Origin of the sequence: Lacisediminimonas sp., from assembly GCF_030645335.1 — a bacterium.
Classification (GTDB): Bacteria; Pseudomonadota; Gammaproteobacteria; order Burkholderiales; family Burkholderiaceae_D; genus Lacisediminimonas.
On the sequence record NZ_JAUSNH010000235.1, the window covers coordinates 1 to 16045 of the forward strand.

General features: G+C 61.9%; 12 protein-coding genes. 6 read left to right on the top strand and 6 right to left on the bottom strand.

The window, feature by feature from the left end; genetic code table 11:
• A partial coding sequence (locus Q7T64_RS16035) for a cupin domain-containing protein (protein ID WP_304797770.1) occupies positions 1–494 on the bottom strand: 494 nt, incomplete at its 3' end.
• Positions 495–703: 209 nt separating this feature from the next.
• On the opposite strand from Q7T64_RS16035, the gene Q7T64_RS16040 reads away from it, so the two are divergent.
• Complete coding sequence (locus Q7T64_RS16040; RefSeq protein WP_304797772.1) at positions 704–1252, top strand: peptidylprolyl isomerase; 549 nt, start codon at positions 704–706, stop codon at positions 1250–1252.
• Positions 1253–1366: 114 nt separating this feature from the next.
• Here the strand turns inward: Q7T64_RS16040 and Q7T64_RS16045 are convergent, their stop codons facing one another.
• Positions 1367–2362, bottom strand: a complete 996-nt coding sequence (locus Q7T64_RS16045; RefSeq protein ID WP_304797774.1) for a hypothetical protein — start codon at positions 2360–2362, stop codon at positions 1367–1369.
• Positions 2359–5004, bottom strand: a complete 2646-nt coding sequence (gene mutS / locus Q7T64_RS16050; RefSeq protein WP_304797796.1) for a DNA mismatch repair protein MutS — start codon at positions 5002–5004, stop codon at positions 2359–2361. Before mutS ends, Q7T64_RS16045 begins: the two co-directional genes overlap by 4 nt.
• Before the next feature lie 209 nt (positions 5005–5213).
• Between mutS and Q7T64_RS16055 the strand changes: the two genes are divergently transcribed.
• The 3 genes from Q7T64_RS16055 (at position 5214) to Q7T64_RS16065 (ending at position 8252) form a co-directional block, all read left to right on the top strand.
• Positions 5214–5984 carry an IclR family transcriptional regulator gene (locus Q7T64_RS16055; protein ID WP_304797775.1) on the top strand — a complete coding sequence of 257 codons (771 nt, stop codon included), beginning with the start codon at positions 5214–5216 and terminating at the stop codon, positions 5982–5984.
• Positions 5985–6090: 106 nt separating this feature from the next.
• On the top strand, positions 6091–7629 hold the full coding sequence (locus Q7T64_RS16060; protein WP_304797777.1) for a UbiD family decarboxylase: 1539 nt from the start codon (positions 6091–6093) through the stop codon (positions 7627–7629).
• A 374-nt stretch (positions 7630–8003) separates the two neighbouring features.
• Positions 8004–8252 (top strand): hypothetical protein, encoded by a 249-nt coding sequence (locus tag Q7T64_RS16065; RefSeq protein ID WP_304797779.1) that lies wholly within the window; start codon positions 8004–8006, stop codon positions 8250–8252.
• A gap of 137 nt (positions 8253–8389) precedes the next feature.
• On the opposite strand, the gene Q7T64_RS16070 is transcribed toward Q7T64_RS16065, so the two are convergent.
• Both Q7T64_RS16070 and Q7T64_RS16075 read right to left on the bottom strand, forming a co-directional pair.
• Entirely contained in the window at positions 8390–10357 is a 1968-nt protein-coding gene (locus Q7T64_RS16070; protein ID WP_304797784.1) for a TRAP transporter fused permease subunit, read from the bottom strand.
• Between the two features lie 134 nt (positions 10358–10491).
• Positions 10492–11511 carry a TAXI family TRAP transporter solute-binding subunit gene (locus Q7T64_RS16075; protein ID WP_304797787.1) on the bottom strand — a complete coding sequence of 340 codons (1020 nt, stop codon included), beginning with the start codon at positions 11509–11511 and terminating at the stop codon, positions 10492–10494.
• Between the two features lie 415 nt (positions 11512–11926).
• Here Q7T64_RS16075 and Q7T64_RS16080 point away from each other — a divergent pair, with 415 nt between their 5' ends.
• Positions 11927–14239: a molybdopterin-dependent oxidoreductase gene (locus tag Q7T64_RS16080; RefSeq protein ID WP_304797789.1), complete on the top strand. Its 2313-nt coding sequence runs from the start codon at positions 11927–11929 to the stop codon at positions 14237–14239.
• Between the two features lie 51 nt (positions 14240–14290).
• Here Q7T64_RS16080 and Q7T64_RS16085 read toward each other — a convergent pair whose 3' ends face one another.
• The gene (locus Q7T64_RS16085; protein ID WP_304797791.1) at positions 14291–15292 is read right to left on the bottom strand and encodes a LysR family transcriptional regulator; all 1002 of its coding nucleotides are present in this window, start codon (positions 15290–15292) and stop codon (positions 14291–14293) included.
• Positions 15293–15452: 160 nt separating this feature from the next.
• Here Q7T64_RS16085 and Q7T64_RS16090 point away from each other — a divergent pair.
• Positions 15453–16045, top strand: a 593-nt coding sequence (locus Q7T64_RS16090; protein WP_304797795.1) for a hydantoinase/oxoprolinase N-terminal domain-containing protein, incomplete at its 3' end; no start/stop codon positions are given.

Here is a 16045-nt window from a genome sequence, read left to right on the forward strand (position 1 = left end):
TGCAATACTTTCAGCGGCAAGCCCTCTTGCAGGCTCAGGTCGCGTTGCCGGCCAATGCGCCAGGTGCGCTTGCCATGCGCCTGCAACAGGAACACGTCGTAGGAATCGAAATGTGGGCCGACGCCACCGCCATCGGTGGCATAACTGATCATCAGGTCATCGAGGCGGGCATCCGGCAGGAAGCGAAATTGTTCCAGCAGGGATTCGGCGCGCTGGTCGTGCAGGTTGACCCCTTGCACCAGCACGCTCCAGTTGCGGCGGGAAGTTGCCGGCAGTTCGGGCAAAGGGCCGGACGACAATTTCCATTTTCCCGCAAAGCGCGTGATCAGGCGCGATTCGACGTCGCCATCGCGGGCCAGCGCAAAGACCTCGTCGCGCGACAGCGGGGCGATAAAGCCGGGGATCGCCTGCCGGATCAGCAGGGGTTTCTTGTGCCAGTAGTCTTGCAGGAAGCGCTCCGGTGTCAAGCCGCCGAGAAGAGGTAGTTTTTTCATCCGTGCATTATATAGAGGCAGGCACGCAAGGAGGCTATGGCGCGGTTGATGCATTCCGGACTGGCGAGCGCACCGGGTGGCCGCAGTCGCGCTGCTCTAACCGGCAATCATCGTCAATTGCGCAAGCCGCAGCCGGACCGTCGCATGCACGCGCCGCGTATAATTGCGGCCAATATTTCACTCAATTCACTCAACAAGAGGGACACATCATGTCGATTGCCAAAGATTTCGTGGTCACGCTGAACTACAAATTGTCGGATGCCCAAGGCAACCTGATTGAAGAAAGCAGCGCGCCGATGGTGTACCTGCATGGCGGCTATGGCAACACGCTGCCGAAACTGGAAGAAGCGCTGGAAGGCAAGACCGTCGGCGACAAGCTCGACGTCCAGGTCGAACCGGACGATGCGTTTGGCGAATACGATGCCGAGCTGGTACGCATGGAAATGCGCGACCGCTTGCCGTCGCCGATCGAAGTGGGCATGCAATTCGAAGGTGCGTCGGATGACTCCGATCCCGACGCGCAGACGGTGATCTTCACCGTGACCGATGTGGCGGACGACAAGGTCGTGCTGGACGCAAACCATCCGCTGGCCGGCATGGCGCTGCGCTTTTCCCTGGAAGTGGTGTCGGTGCGTCCTGCGTCGGACGAGGAAAAGGCGCACGGCCATGTACACGGGCCGCACGGTCATCATCATGCCGGCGACGATGAAGATGACGGCGACGACAGCGACCAGTTCCGTACGGTACGGGTGCAGTGATCCTCGGCGGCTGCCGCGCAGCCCATGCGCCGGCAGCCGGAATCACCATGCGAAGGTCGGCGGCAGGATTGCCGGCCCTCGCGCCGGCGATGGGCCGCCTGATTGGTTTGCCGCTCAGCCGTCGGCCTTGATGCTGAATGCGCCGCGCGGTCCGATCGTGACCCGGGTATAGCCCGGGCCCAGCACCAACTCGCCGAGATTGCCGCGCCAGGCCATGCCACTGGCCGTGTTGCGATCTTGCGGGTTGTGCACCAACAGCACCCGCCCCGGATACTGCGCCGCCAGTTCACGCAGGTAGCGCCTGAATTGCGTGTAGCCATCGTGCTTGCCGGCGACGGCGCCCTTGCGTGCCTTGGGCAGGAGCAGCGGGTCGGCATCGACAAACAGCACCAGCGCGCGCGCCTTGTTTTGCTTTGCGGCGTGCAGCAGGCGCTGCATCCAGGCCCGGTTGGCAATCATCCTGTCGTCGAACTCACTGTTGCGGCCGGCATCGGCAGTGTAATGATTGTTGTCGCCCGGCAGGTTCAGGGTGGCGAACAGCACGCCGCCGGTTTGCCATCGCATGTTCTCGGCATAATCGCGGAATTGCACCGCCGCCGACTGTCGCGTGATGGACAGTGCCTGCACTGCCGCCGCATCGGCCAGGTTGCCTGGCTCAGTGAAAAAAATCTCCCGTACCCTGGCCAGGCGGTCGATCGCGGCTGAACTGCCGTCATCGCGCCGGCAACGCGCCCAATCGCCGGCTGCCAGCGACACGAAGACCGTGTTGCGCGCCGCCTGGAGCAATTCGCGGCGCTCGGTGTACAAGCGGTCGGTGCAGGGTTCCGCAGTCGATTTCAGGCCATTTATCACGATGAACGCCAGCCGTTCGCGGTCGGCGTCTGTCAATGCCTTGCGAAAGGATTGTTCGCCTGCGCCGGCGCGTTCTGGCTGTCCGATCACGCCAAAGCTGAACGACCTTGCCTGCGCATGTGTTGCCGGGCTTGGTAGCGCCAGCAGCAAGGCCAGCATCGCGGCAATCGAGAACGTCCGGCCCGGCCACGACCCGCGCCGGCATCGGGCTGGCGTGCCGGCGAAGGCTGCCAGCAGGGGCAATGGCGGCAATGTCATTCAGGTTCGCTATTGGCGACCAGTTGTTTGAGTTGATAGAGCGCATCCAGCGCTTCGCGCGGCGTCAGGCTATCGGGATCGATCAGTGCCAGCGCACCGGTCAGTGCATCGTTCTGTGCGGCATCCCTGGTATCGGTTGCATTCATCGGCGCCATGTTATCCGCAGCATCAACATCGAGATTTGACGCATCCGTAACAGATGCAAACAAATCAAACTGCGTGGTCGACCCCACCGACTGCGCTTCGAGTTGCGCCAGGTGACGACGGGCGGCGCGAATCACCGAACCCGGCACACCGGCCAACTGCGCCACTTGCAAGCCGTAGCTCTGGGAAGCCGGCCCCGGCTGCACCGCATGCAGGAACACGATACTGTCCTTGTGCTCGATCGCCGACAAATGCACATTCGCCGCAGATGGCCAGTTTTGCGGCAACTGGGTCAGCTCGAAATAGTGGGTCGCAAACAGCGTGAAGCTTTGCGTACTCTCGACCAGGTGGCGGGCGATGGCCCAGGCCAGCGCCAGGCCGTCGAAGGTCGATGTACCGCGGCCAACCTCATCCATCAGCACCAGTGAATTTTCGGTCGCGCCATTGAGGATCGCTGCCGACTCGGTCATTTCCACCATGAAGGTCGAGCGTCCGCCGGCCAGGTCGTCGGCCGCGCCGATGCGGGTGAAGATGCGGTCGATCGGCCCGATCGTGGCGCTGCTGGCCGGCACGAAACTGCCGGCATAGGCCAGCAAGGTGATCAGCGCCACTTGTCGCATGAAGGTCGATTTGCCGCCCATGTTGGGGCCGGTGATCAGCAACAGGCGGCGCTGGGCGTTCATCTGGCAATCATTGGCAATGAAGCGCTCGATGGTGTTTTCCACCACCGGATGCCGTCCCTGTTCGATGGCGATGCACGGCTCGTCGACCAACTGCGGTGCGCACCAGCCGTTTTCCATTGCATGCAGTGCCAGCGCATGGAGCGTATCGAGCGCGGCCACGCCTTCGGCGATCTGCTGCAAGCGGGCGATGTGCGGCGCGAGTTGTTGCAGCAATTCGTCGAACAGCATCTTTTCGCGCGCCAGCGCGCGCTCTTGCGCCGACAGCGCCTTGTCTTCGAAGGCCTTCAGCTCGGGCGTGATGTAGCGCTCGGCATTTTTCAGCGTCTGGCGGCGGCGATAGTCGTCCGGCACCTTGTCGGTCTGGCCGTGCGTGACTTCAATGTAAAAGCCATGCACCTTGTTGTATTCCACCCGCAGGTTGCCAATGCCGGTGCGGGCCCGTTCGCGGGTTTCCAGGTCCAGCAGGAACTGCCCGGCATTCTGCGACAGCGAACGCAGTTCATCGAGTTCGACGTCGTGCCCGGGCGCGATCACGCCGCCATCGCGCACCATCGCTGCCGGTTCGCTGGCCAGTGCGCGCATCAGCAAGTCAAGGCAATCGACCGGCGTGACGATGGCGGCAGCCAGTTGCTGCAGCAGGGCGTCGCCGGCAGTGCTGGCCGCAGCCAGCGCCAGTGTGCGCAATGGTTCAAGCTGGGCCAGGCCATCGCGCAGGCCCGACAGGTCGCGCGGGCGTGCCGACAGCAGCGCAATCCGGGTCGTGATGCGCTCGATGTCAGGCACTTGCGACAGCAGCCCGGACAGGCCGCGGCAAGCATCGCTCCCCATCAGCGCATCGATGGCGGCATGGCGGGCGCAGGCAATCGATTTATCGGTCGGCGCATGATGCAGCCAATGGCGCAGCAGGCGCGAACCCATCGCCGAGCGGCAATGATCGAGCAGGCCAAACAGCGTCGTGTCGGGCGCACCAGCGTCTTGCGGACGCAGGCTTTCGGTCAGTTCCAGGTTGCGCCGGGTTGCGGCGTCCATGCCGATGAATTCGTTTTCGGTTTCCACGCACAGCGTGCGTACATGTTGCAGTCCGCGGCCCTGGGTCGATTCCGCATAGCGCAGCAGCGCGCCGGCGGCGCCGAGCGCGGCAGTCAGCTTGTCCGCGCCAAAGCCGGCCAGTGAACTCACGCCTAGTTGCGCATGCAGTGCGCGCATGCCGGCGGGCAGGTCGAAATGCCAGTCGGGCGTTGGCGTGATGCGGGGACCGGGCAGCGCCAACTCGAGCGACTCGCTGGCCAACACCTCGGCTGGCGCGATCCGCTCCAGTTCCTGGCGCAGCCGGGCGATCGCGCTTTTTTCGTCGCCGCAAAATTCCATCGTCCGCAGGCGTCCGGCCGCCATCGATAGCCATGCCAGTCCCACCGTCAACTGGCGGCGCTGGCTGGTGATGCACACGGCCAGCAGCGCCCGCTCGGACTTCTCGGGCAGCAGGTCGCTATCGGTCAGCGTGCCGGGCGTGATTACGCGCATCACTTTGCGCTCTACCGGCCCCTTGCTGGTCGCCGGATCGCCGATCTGTTCGCAGATCGCCACCGACTCGCCCAGCTTGACCAGCTTGGCCAGATATTGACCCGCGGAATGGAAAGGCACGCCTGCCATCTTGATCGGCGAGCCATTGCTGGCGCCACGCTGCGTGAGCGTGATGCCGAGCAGGCGTGAGGCCTTCTCTGCATCCTGGTGGAACAGTTCGTAAAAATCGCCCATGCGGTAGAACAGCAGGGTGTCCGGATGGTCGGCCTTGATCCGGTTGTACTGCTGCATCATTGGCGTGTGTTTTTCGAGATCGCTCACGGGACGGGTGACTGGTGAATTGACGGGTCTGCAGGTGCTCGGGCAGCCGCGGAGCGACGATTGTATGCGAGGAAAGGGCGGGGCAACATAGAGTCCAGCCAGCCAAGCCCAGTTTTCACTGGACACTAGTATTGAGCTTATCTAGAATATGCTTAATATGAATCGCCATTTCAATATTTAAAATGAGTCAGACGCTCGAGCGCGGAATCACGCTGCTGCTGCACTTGTCCGACATCGCGCTGGGTCAGGATGACCCGAAAGTCGCCTTGAAGGACATCGCTGCCGCCGTTTCGCTCGACAAGGCCACGGCGTTCCGGCTGCTCAAGAGCCTGGGAAAGTTCCAGCTGGTCGAGACCGATGGCAAGGGCAATTACTGGGTAGGTTCCGGTGCGCTGGTATTGGCACAGGCGGCGTCACGCACCAATAACCTGATCGGCCAGGCCATACCGATCATGCGCGAACTGGCGGCCTTCACCGGCGAGACGGTCAGCCTGGCGGAGCGGCGCGACCTGAGCAGCGTGACCTTGTATGAAATCGAGAGTGCGCAGTCGGTGCGCTATGCCAACAAGATCGGCGCGGCAGCACCGCTGCATGCCGGCGCCGGACCGCGCGCGATCCTGGCATTCAGCGAGCCGGCGCTGGTGGACCAGGTACTGGCCGGCCCGCTCGAACATTTCAATGCAGAGACGATCACTGATCCGCTGCGGTTGGAGCAGGCGCTGCGCAAGAGCCGAAAAGATGGTTTTGTAGTCAGTTCGGGCGAGCGTGTTGGCGGCACCAATTCGATTTCGGTGCCGCTGTGCGGAAACGATGGTTATGCGCGCGGTGCGATGAGCATCCTGTGGCCTTCACGCGGCGCTGCAATCGACCGTCAGCGGATGCGCGACTGGCCCGGCAAATTGATGTCGGCTGCGCGCAACCTGCATGTCGGATTCAAGCGGCCGGCGGCCTGACCGGCTGGCCGCGCAAGATTTTTAGCAGCAATATCGAGGCGGGCGTTGAGTCCGCATACGGCGACATCGATTGATGCCGCCAACAACAAAAGGAGATCTGGACAGCATGGATGCAATCCCTACCAACCCTTCCGTTTCCACGGAAAAGGAAGACGACGGTTCCGCCGTCCAATGGCGCGACTTGCGCGAATGGCTGGACGTCGTCGAGAAGAATGACGAGCTGTTGCGCGTCAAGGCGGAGATCGATCCGCATGAAGAACTCGGCGCGTTCACCTACATGGCCACGCGCAGCGGCACATCGCCGGCCTTCCTGTTCGAGAACCTGAAAGGCAACAAGACCGACGCCCGCATCCTGGGCAATTACCTCGGTTCGAGCAAGGAGCGTTATGCCTTGACCGTCGGCCTGGACCCATCGCTGTCGATCAACGACATGATCACGGCCACCCGCAAGATCATGAAGCGCCGCATCGCGCCAAAAATGATCCCGAAAAACCAGGCCAAGGTGAATGAAATCGTCATGCGCGGCGACGACATCGACTTGACCAAATTGCCGATTCCGAAGTTTTGGCCAGGCGACGGCGGCCAGTACATCGGCACCGGCGACATCGTGTTCACTCGCGATCCGGAAAGCAAGCGTATCAATGTTGGCGCCTACCGCCATCAATTGCATGGCAAGAACCGCGTCGGCATGTACAACTCGCCGGGCAAGCACGCGCGCCTGGACCGTGAAGCATGGTGGGCCAGCGGCGAGCCGTGCGAAGTGGTCGCCGCTTACGGTATCGACCCGGTCATGCTGATGATCGGCGGCCAGACCATGAGCTTCAAGGAATCCGAACTCGATGCAGCAGGCGGCATCATGGGCCGCGCGGTCGAACTGACCGAAGCGGAAACCGTGAGCCTGCCGATTCCGGCGCATGCCGAAATCGTGATCGAAGGCGTCATGCGTCCGGGCAACATGGAAATGGAAGGACCGCTCGGCGAATTCACCGGCTACTACGGCAACGAGCGCGGCATGCAGCCAGTGATCGACGTCACTGCTGTGCACATGCGCAAATCGCCGATCATCACCGCGGCGCTGATGGCGATGTATCCGTCCTGCGAGATCGGCATGCACTACGCGATCATGCGTTCGGCCCGCGTGTTGGATGACCTCGACAAGATCGGCGTGCCTGGCGTGCGCGCTGCCTATTGCCATCCTGCTGCCGCATCGGGCTGGGGCATGCTGGTGGTGTCGATGACGCAGCAGTATGCAGGCCATGCGGCGCAGGTGCTGGCGCTTTCGGCGCAATGCCCGGCCGCGGCTTACTACACCAAGTGGATCATCGTGGTCGACGACGACGTCGATCCGACCGACATCAACCAGGTAATGTGGGCCCTGACCACGCGTTGCCATCCATCCGACGACATCGACATCCTGCGCGACACCTGGTCGACCTGGCTCGACCCGAGCCAGGGCGTATTCGACAGCCGTCCGTACGGCTCCAAGGCGCTGATCAATGCCTGCAAGCCGCATCGTCACTTGAAGGAATTCTCCAAGGAATCGCGTATCAGCCGCGAAGCCTATGCTTCACTGTCAAGCCGTTGGTCGGAATTCGGACTCAAGGGTCCGGTGCCGAGCATCCTGAAGTTCCACGGCGACAATTAAGGCGAATTGTCCCGGGCGGATTGCCACGGGCGGTAATTCCGGTAGTTCGCCAGCTAGGCGGCCGTGCCAGCAAGTGCATGGCTCGCTAGCAGGTCAGTGATGGTAAGCGAACCCCTGGCGTCTTGCGACGGCAGGGGTTTTTTTCGTCTTCGGCGAGAAAATTACCGTTATAGATAATGATTTATTCAAGATAATAGATCATCTATGAGGGTCTGAGAATTAGCTTAGCCATCATAGAAAGCGTATTATTTTGTATAAATTGCATTCTATGATGGGATCGACCGATGCCTAAAAAGCTCTTGAACGCATATACGCTACCCACTCGGGTGCAGGAGCGTCTGACTACCTGGGGTCGCTGCATTCACTCGCAACGCTTGCGTCAACGCATCACGGCTGCCGACCTGTGCGGGCGAATGAGTATTTCCGAGGCTACTTTGCGGCGCATGGAACGCGGCGATGCGGGCGCAGGCGCTGGTGCATACCTCACTGCGCTGCTGATTCTTGGTGTGATCGATGAAGCATCGCCTGTGCTGGCAACATCCCTATGGTCTGACTCGCCACACAGCAGGGTAAAACTCAGCCGGCAAGAGCGAAGGGGCGAAGAAAATAATGAATACTTCTAGGCCACTGTTTGTCTACTCGAATAGCAGTACGTCGCCCTGGTAGGGCCGCGGGCCAGGCTGACGCTTGACCGATGCAACAGACGAAAAAAAGGCAGGCCACCTGGCCTGCCTTTTTACGTACTACGCTACGGCTGGAATCAAGCCGCGGCTACTGTCTGCTTGGTCGCAAAGTACTCGGCAACCAACACCGCAGCACCAACTGCGATGCCGGTCAGGCTGATGAAGCCGGGGAACACGATATCGAGTTGCGTATCAGGCAGGATTGCGGCGAAGCCCGCTGCACACAGCAGCACCCGATTGAGCAGTGACAGCTTGCGCCGGTAATAGCCCAGCATGCCGGCGGTGGCCATGTAGACGCCGATCAAGGCCGTGATGGAGTTGAAGGCGACATCGAACAGGGGTCCCTGCGCCAACAAACTTGGTGACAGCACGAACATGAACGGCAGGATGAACTTGGCCCAGCCAATGCGGCAGGCCATCCATCCGGTTTCCATCGGGCCTGCCTTGCTGATGTTGGCGGCGGCGAAAGCGGCCAGGGCGACCGGTGGCGTGATCATCGACAACATGCCGAAATACAGGATGAACATGTGCGCCGGGATCTTGCCGACACCGGCCTGGATCAGCGCCGGGCCAGCCAGTACCGCCAGCAGGATGTACACGCCGGAGGTCGGCATGCCCATGCCAAGCACCAAGGCCACTGCGCCGGTGATCAGCAGCAGCACGAACATGTTGTTGCCGGCCATGCTGACCAGCCACAGCGTCAGGGCAAAGCCCAGTCCCGACAGGTTCAGCACACCAATGACCATGCCAGCAGCGGCGAGCGTCATGAACAAGTCAAGCGATGAACGTCCGCTGGACGACAAGGAACGCAGCAGATCCATTGGCGTCAGCCGCCCTTTGTTATACCCGCGCATCATGCCGGTCACGAAAATTGCGCCGGCCGTGACGACTGCCGATGATTCCGGAGACGACCCCATGACGAACAGCATGAACATCAACGTCGCCAGCGGGACAATGAAATGCCAGCCGCGCTTGAGTACGTCGCGTGTTTTTGGCATGTCTTCAATGGAGATTGTCTTCAGGTTGCGCTTGGCCGCGATCAGGTCCACCTGCCAGAAAAGAGCCATGTAATAAAGAAGCGCCGGGATGGCGGCGGCAATAGCGATTTCCTTGTAGGGTACTTCGAGGAACTCGGCCATCAGGAAGGCAGCAGCGCCCATCACTGGCGGCATCAGTTGCCCGCCCGTTGCACCGGTTGCTTCGATTGCACCGGCCTCTTTTGGCGAATAGCCGGAGCGGATCATCATCGGGATGGTCAATTTGCCGACTGCCGCCACGCTGGACACCGCACTGCCAGAAATCAGGCCGAACAAGCCCGAGCCCACGACGCAGATCTTGGCCTGTCCGCCGCGCTTGTGGCCGAGCAGGGACTTGGCGAAATCAATGAAAAATTCGCCGCCACCGGCGCGGATCAGCATGTCGCCCATGAACAGGAACAGGATCACCACTTCGACACCGATCTTGATCGATGAGCCGTACACGCCGTTCGTGTCGAACGCCAGGTAAGTCAATAGAGGGAAAAGTTCAGATGCCTTGCCGCGCAGTTGCATCGGGGCGTAGTTGGCGAGCATGCCGTAGACAATGAAGGCAAGGACAACGATAACCAGGGCCCATCCGGTACAGCGCCGCAAGGCCTCGATCAGCAGTGCGATCAGGGCGACGCTCAGGACAATCACTTCAGTCGTGTAAAACGATACGTCGACCAGCAGACGTTCGTAACCGATACAGACCCAGATGCCAATGCCCATCGAGATTGCGGCGCACAGGATATCGAAAGCCGGGAATCCGTTCGTGTGCGGTTTGCCGCGGTAGGAAATCGATAAATACAGGGTACATAGCGCCATGCCCAATGCCAGCGACAGGAACTGTTCGCCGTAAAAAGCCATGCCCAGGCGACTCGGCACGTCCATTGACCAAGCGATGCACAAGGCGGTAAGGATTCCTGCCAGCACCGCGGTCAGGGTTCGCAGTCCGGCATGCGCCGGCTCGGCGACTTCATCGGAGAAATCATGGACGACTTCTGCCTGGTTGGTGTTGGAATTCACGATGTACAAAACTCCGGAGGGATGAAATAGATGTCCCGGCTTTAACGGGCCGGGACTGTAAATTGCGCTACAAGGTTTGTGTCATTTGCCATTTTTGTGCAGCCCCGAACCGAGCGGCTGCACCAGCTGGCAAATCAACGCTGCTTAGGCGGCCATTCCTTGACTTCCTTGTAAAACTTCTCGGCGCCCGGATGGAAAGGCACTTCGTTCTTTTCCGCCATCAGGGTCGGATCGAAGGACTTCATCACCGCAGCACCGGCAGCCAGTGCTTCCTTGTTCTGGAACAGGGCCTTGGTTGCCTTGTAGACGACGTCGTCGGATGCATGCTTGCTGGTCACGAGGAATGCGCTATACACCATCAGACGTGTTGGCGTGACGACGCCAGGCAGTGACGGTGACGGCTCGTACACCCTGGAATAGGCGCTTGAAAACACCTTGCGCATTGCCGCCATCGCTTCCGGCGTGTCAGTCAATGGGATGAAGCGCAGGCCGCCTTGCGACGCCAGTGAAACGTTGGCTTCCTGTGCCGCTGCGGTGCCCAGGCCGAACAATGCTGCATCAACCTTGCCTTCGCCCAGGGCTTGCATGCCCTTGAGGTAGTTGGCAACCGGATACGGCTTCATGTCGGCAATCGACAGGCCGCCGGTGGCAAGCGCTGCATCCTGCACCGATACGATCGTGCTTTGTGCGGTGAACTGGCTTGGAACGCGCATGCCTTTCAAGTCCTTCATCACCTTGGCGGGCGAATTGTTCGGAACCGCCATGCCGATCGGCAGCGCGAACATTACGCCGACCAGGCGCAGGTCCTGGTTCTTGCGGCCGTTGAAGTTTTGCACGCCATTGAACGCATTGACCACGTCCAGCGAGTTCATCAGGCCGAATTCGATCTCGCCACGGTTGAGCAAGGGCGCATAGGCCGAGGATCCCGACATGGGCTGCACGCGGGCAGGCATGTTGGCTTTTTGCTGCAACACCGAAGCGACCGATGTGCCGACTGAATAGTAGAGGGTGCCTTGCGGATTGGTCGCCACGCTGACCACCTGCGCCTGTGCCACGGCAACAGCCGACAGCAGGGCTGCGCCGAGCAGGGGCTTGATCATTGTGCCGAGGCGGGTTGCGACAGTCTTGGATTGCTTGTCTAAGCAGGAATGCATTTCTCCATCTCCTAAAAATTTTTTGGTTGTCTTTTTGTCCAGCATCTTTAGCGCCGAATCAAATCGAGAGTATCAGAAAAAAAAACTTGCCGGATCAGTACTTTCCCCTGACTGTCATCCATCCACGCGCTGTATGCAGACTAGGGCATTCCCGACAAATTGAGGCTACTCCAGGCTTGATGCCTTTCACGCAACTTTTCAGGTGCGCAAGTCATCATCCTATTTTTATGGAGCTAGTATTGTACTTAACTATGATTGGCGAAGGGCATGAAATTCGCAAGCGACAAGGTCCTTGCGCTGGCTGGCCCCCGCGAGTTCGCGACAATCTGATTGGTTCACGCCAGCAAGCGCATTCCTGCTGCGATATGCCGCCGTCCCGGTGCCAGGCCGCAGCAAGCTCGGTTAGAGTAGCGCCATGCCAAGTCCAATATACACATCCACCCATTGGGGCCTCTACGAGGTAGAGCGCGCCGCAGGCGCAGTCACGGCACTTCGCCCTTACGCCAACGATCCCGACCCGTCCCCGATCGCCCGTTCGATACCGGCCGCGCTGATCGGCGCTACGCGGTTGCGCCGTCCTGCCATACGGCGCAGCGTTCTGGACGACGGCCCGGGCAGTGCACCCGAGCGGCGCGGCATCGATCCGTTCGTGGAAGTGCCCTGGGACCAGGCGCTCGACCTGGTGGCCGCCGAGATAGACCGGGTTCGCAAGCAACATGGCAATGCGTCGATTTTTGCCGGCTCATACGGCTGGTCCAGCGCCGGACGTTTCCATCATGCGCAAAGCCAGGTGCACCGATTCATGAATTGTGCCGGCGGTTACACCGGTCATCTTGGCAGCTACAGCCTGGGCGCTGCGCGCACGCTGATGCCGCATATCGTGATGGGCATGGACGAGGTCTTCGCCACCATGACGGCGTGGCCAGTGCTGGAGGATCACTGCAAGTTGTTCGTGGCGTTCGGCGGCGTGCCGGCCAAGAACGCGCAGGTTGGCACCGGTGGCGCATCGCGCCACTGGGTGCGTGGCGGCCTGCAGCGGCTGGCGACGGCTGGTTGCCGGATCGTCAATATCAGCCCGGTGCGTGGCGACCTGGAAGGCGAGCAGGCACAATGGCTGCCGATCCGGCCCAATACCGACGTCGCACTGATGCTGGGCATCGCCCATGTGCTGCTGTCCGAGGGCTTGCACGATAGCGGCTTCCTGCAAACGCATTGCGTCGGCTTCGAGCGCTTTGCCGGCTACCTGACGGGGCAGGCCGATGGCCAGCAGCGCGATGCCGCCTGGGCGGCAGGCATTACCGGCATCGACGCCGGGCAGATCGTCCAACTGGCGCGCGCCATGGCGTCGCAACGAACGATGCTCAATGCCAGCTGGTCGCTGCAGCGCGCCGACCATGGCGAGCAACCGTACTGGATGCTGGTGACCCTGGCGGCCATGCTCGGGCAGATCGGCTTGCCGGGCGGCGGCTTCGGGCTGGGATATGGCGCAATCAATAATGCCGGTGCACATGCGGCGGCATTTTCCGGGCCGGTGCTGCCGCAAGGCAGCAATGCCGTGCAGATGGCGATTCCGGTGGCGCGCATTGCCGACATGCTGCTCGATCCGGGCGGCAAGCTGGAATTCAACGGCGAGGTATTGGCCTATCCGGATATCCGCCTGGTCTACTGGGCCGGCGGCAATCCCTTTCATCATCACCAGGACATCAACCGTTTCCTGCGCGCCTGGCGGCGGCCGGAGACCATCATCGTCAACGAACAGTACTGGACCGCCAGCGCCAAACTGGCCGACGTCGTACTGCCGGCGACCACCAGCCTGGAACGCGACGACATCGGCAGCACCTCGCGCGACTCTTGCATCGTGGCGATGAAGCGCGCGATCGATCCGGTGGGCGAGTCGCGTGACGACTACGCGATTTTCACCGCACTGAGCCAGCGCCTGGGAACAGCAGCGGCCTACACCGAAGGGCGCGACACCATGGGCTGGCTGCGCCACCTGTACGACGCGTCGGTCGTGTCGGGGCGCAGTTTCGGGATCGACTTGCCGGCCTTCGATGCCTTCTGGGAAACGGGGCTGGTGGACATGCCGCCGCCAGCCAGGCCGACCGTGATGCTGGCGGGTTTTCGTGCCGATCCGGTGGCGCATGCGCTGCCCACGCCCAGCGGGCGCATCGAAATCGCCTCCGAGGTGATCGCCGGGTTCGGCTATGACGATTGCCCTGGCCATCCGGCCTGGCTGGAGCCGGCGGAATGGCTGGGGCGCCTGCCGCCACAGGGCAACTGGTTGCACCTGATTTCGAACCAGCCCTCCACCAAACTGCACAGCCAGTACGACCATGGCGTCGTCAGCCTGGAGAACAAGATCGATGGCCGCGAACCGATCATGCTGCATCCGGACGATGCGGCCGGGCGCGGTTTGGCCGACGGCGACATCGTGCGCGTGCACAATGCGCGCGGCGCTTGCCTGGCTGGCGTGCGCCTGGATGCCGGCTTGCTGCGCGGGGTGGCTGTCATGGCGACCGGTGCCTGGTACGACCCGCTCGACCCGGCAGTGCCCGGCACACTGGACAAGCATGGCAATCCGAATATGCTCACGCGCGATGCGGGAACGTCGCGCCTGACGCAGGGATGCAGCGCGCACACGACGCTGGTCGAAGTGGAGAAGTATCGAGGCGAGGCGCCTGCGGTGTCGGCATTCGATCCGCCGGACTTCGTGCAGCGCGGCGCGTAAAGCCAGCCTGAAACCGACAGGCGCAGGCTGGCCTTGCCTGCCCTGCCGCGTCTACTCCTTTACCCGAGGCGAAGCCGAAGCGCGGCCGTGCCGCCGCTTGTACCAGTGCGGCCGTTCCGCCGGCAGCGGGCCGGTTGGCGCGGGCACGCGCTGCTGTTCCAGTTCGGCGAACAAGGCCACCAGGTAGTCGACAAAGACCCGTACCCGCGGCGTGCCGCGCTGGCTGGCGCGAAACATCAGGTTGATCGGCGGCGCGTGTTTGGTCTCCCAGTCCAGCAGAGCCGGCACCAGGCGTGCGCTGCGCAAGTGACTGCTGATGGACAGGTCGGAAAAACGCGCAACGCCAGTACCGGCAAGCGCCGCATCGAGCAGCACATCGCGATGGTCGCTGACCAGCCAGCCGCTGACCGTCACGCCCTCCTTGTCGCCGTTGCGCTCGTATTCCCAAAAGTCGAGGATGGTCTCTTCCTGGTCGCGAAACAGCAGGCAATTGTGATGCTCCAGGTCGCGGGGCCGTTGCGGCATGCCATGCGCCGCCCAGTAAGCGGGCGAGGCGCAAATCAGCGAACGCGTCTGCGCAACGCGCCGGTTCACCATTTCCGCATGCGACTGCCAGCCGTACAACAGCAAGATGTCGGCGGCCTGCGCTTCCGGCGCGGTGACCAGGTCCACGGTACGGATGTCGAGCTGGATGTCTGGATAGCGCGCGTGGAACGCCGGCAGCGCCGGCAGGATGCAATGCTGCGAAAGGAAAGGCGGAACACCCACGACCAGCATGCCCTGGGCCCGCACCGCCGCACCGGTGACCGACTCATCCGCCGCGCGCAGTTGCTGCAGCACCGGCTTGCAGGCTTCGAGGTAACTGGCGCCATCGGCGGTCAGCGCTATGCCCTGTACCGTGCGATGCAGCAGTTGCACCCCCAGGCTGGTCTCCAGCGCGGTAATCAGGCGCGCCACTGCCGGCGTGCTGACATCGAGCCGGCGCGCCGCGGCCGAAAAACTCCCTTCCCTGGCGGCGGCGACGAAATATTCGAGCGCCCGTAACTTGTCCATTGGTGTTCTTGCCTCAACAAATTGTTAACGTTCATATTACCAATGTGAGTATTCCGTTGTCGAATGGCGGGTGCTACATTCGATGAAATTGATGCGGCCAGCCAATCGACTGGCCGCGAGCCCGACATACCCGGCAACGGGATGCCATGAAAGGAACAGGATGATTACGCTAGGCAGCGACATCGGCGGTACCTTCACCGATTTCGTCGAAGTCGATGAAGCAAGCGGGCTGGTGCAAGTGTACAAATGCCTGACCACGCCGGACGACCCTTCCCGCGCGATTGACGAGGGAGTGCGCACGCTGGCCCAGCGCCAGGGCCGCACCGCGGCGGCCACCGACGTGATGGTGCATGGCACCACGCTGGTCATCAATGCCGTGATCGAGCGCAAGGGCGCAAAGACTGGCTTGCTGACGACCCGCGGTTTTCGCGACGTGCTGGAGATCGGGCGCGAAAAGCGCTTCGATGCCTACGACTTGCAAATCACTTTTCCCGAGCCGCTGGTGCCGCGCTACATGCGCCTGGAAGTGGAGGAGCGCATGCACGCCACCGGCGCGATCCTGACGCCGCTGGACGAAGCCAGCGCCCGCGCCGCGATCGGCCGGCTGCTGGAGCTGGGCTGTGAATCGTTTGCGGTATGCCTGTTGCACGCCTACCGCAATCCGGTGCACGAACTGCGCCTGCGCGAACTGATCGAGGAAATGTCGCCCGATACACCGGTCACGCTGTCGTCGGACGTGCTGCCTGAAATCAA

Bases quoted from the DNA above. Each gene is read 5' to 3' on its own strand.
- Q7T64_RS16055 (WP_304797775.1), top strand. From the start codon at position 5,214: ATGAGTCAGACGCTCGAGCGCGGAATCACGCTGCTGCTGCACTTGTCC.
- Q7T64_RS16045 (WP_304797774.1), bottom strand. From the start codon at position 2,362: ATGACATTGCCGCCATTGCCCCTGCTGGCAGCCTTCGCCGGCACGCCA.
- Q7T64_RS16060 (WP_304797777.1), top strand. From the start codon at position 6,091: ATGGATGCAATCCCTACCAACCCTTCCGTTTCCACGGAAAAGGAAGAC.
- Q7T64_RS16085 (WP_304797791.1), bottom strand. From the start codon at position 15,292: ATGGACAAGTTACGGGCGCTCGAATATTTCGTCGCCGCCGCCAGGGAA.
- mutS (WP_304797796.1), bottom strand. From the start codon at position 5,004: ATGATGCAGCAGTACAACCGGATCAAGGCCGACCATCCGGACACCCTG.
- Q7T64_RS16075 (WP_304797787.1), bottom strand. From the start codon at position 11,511: ATGCATTCCTGCTTAGACAAGCAATCCAAGACTGTCGCAACCCGCCTC.
- Q7T64_RS16040 (WP_304797772.1), top strand. From the start codon at position 704: ATGTCGATTGCCAAAGATTTCGTGGTCACGCTGAACTACAAATTGTCG.
- Q7T64_RS16080 (WP_304797789.1), top strand. From the start codon at position 11,927: ATGCCAAGTCCAATATACACATCCACCCATTGGGGCCTCTACGAGGTA.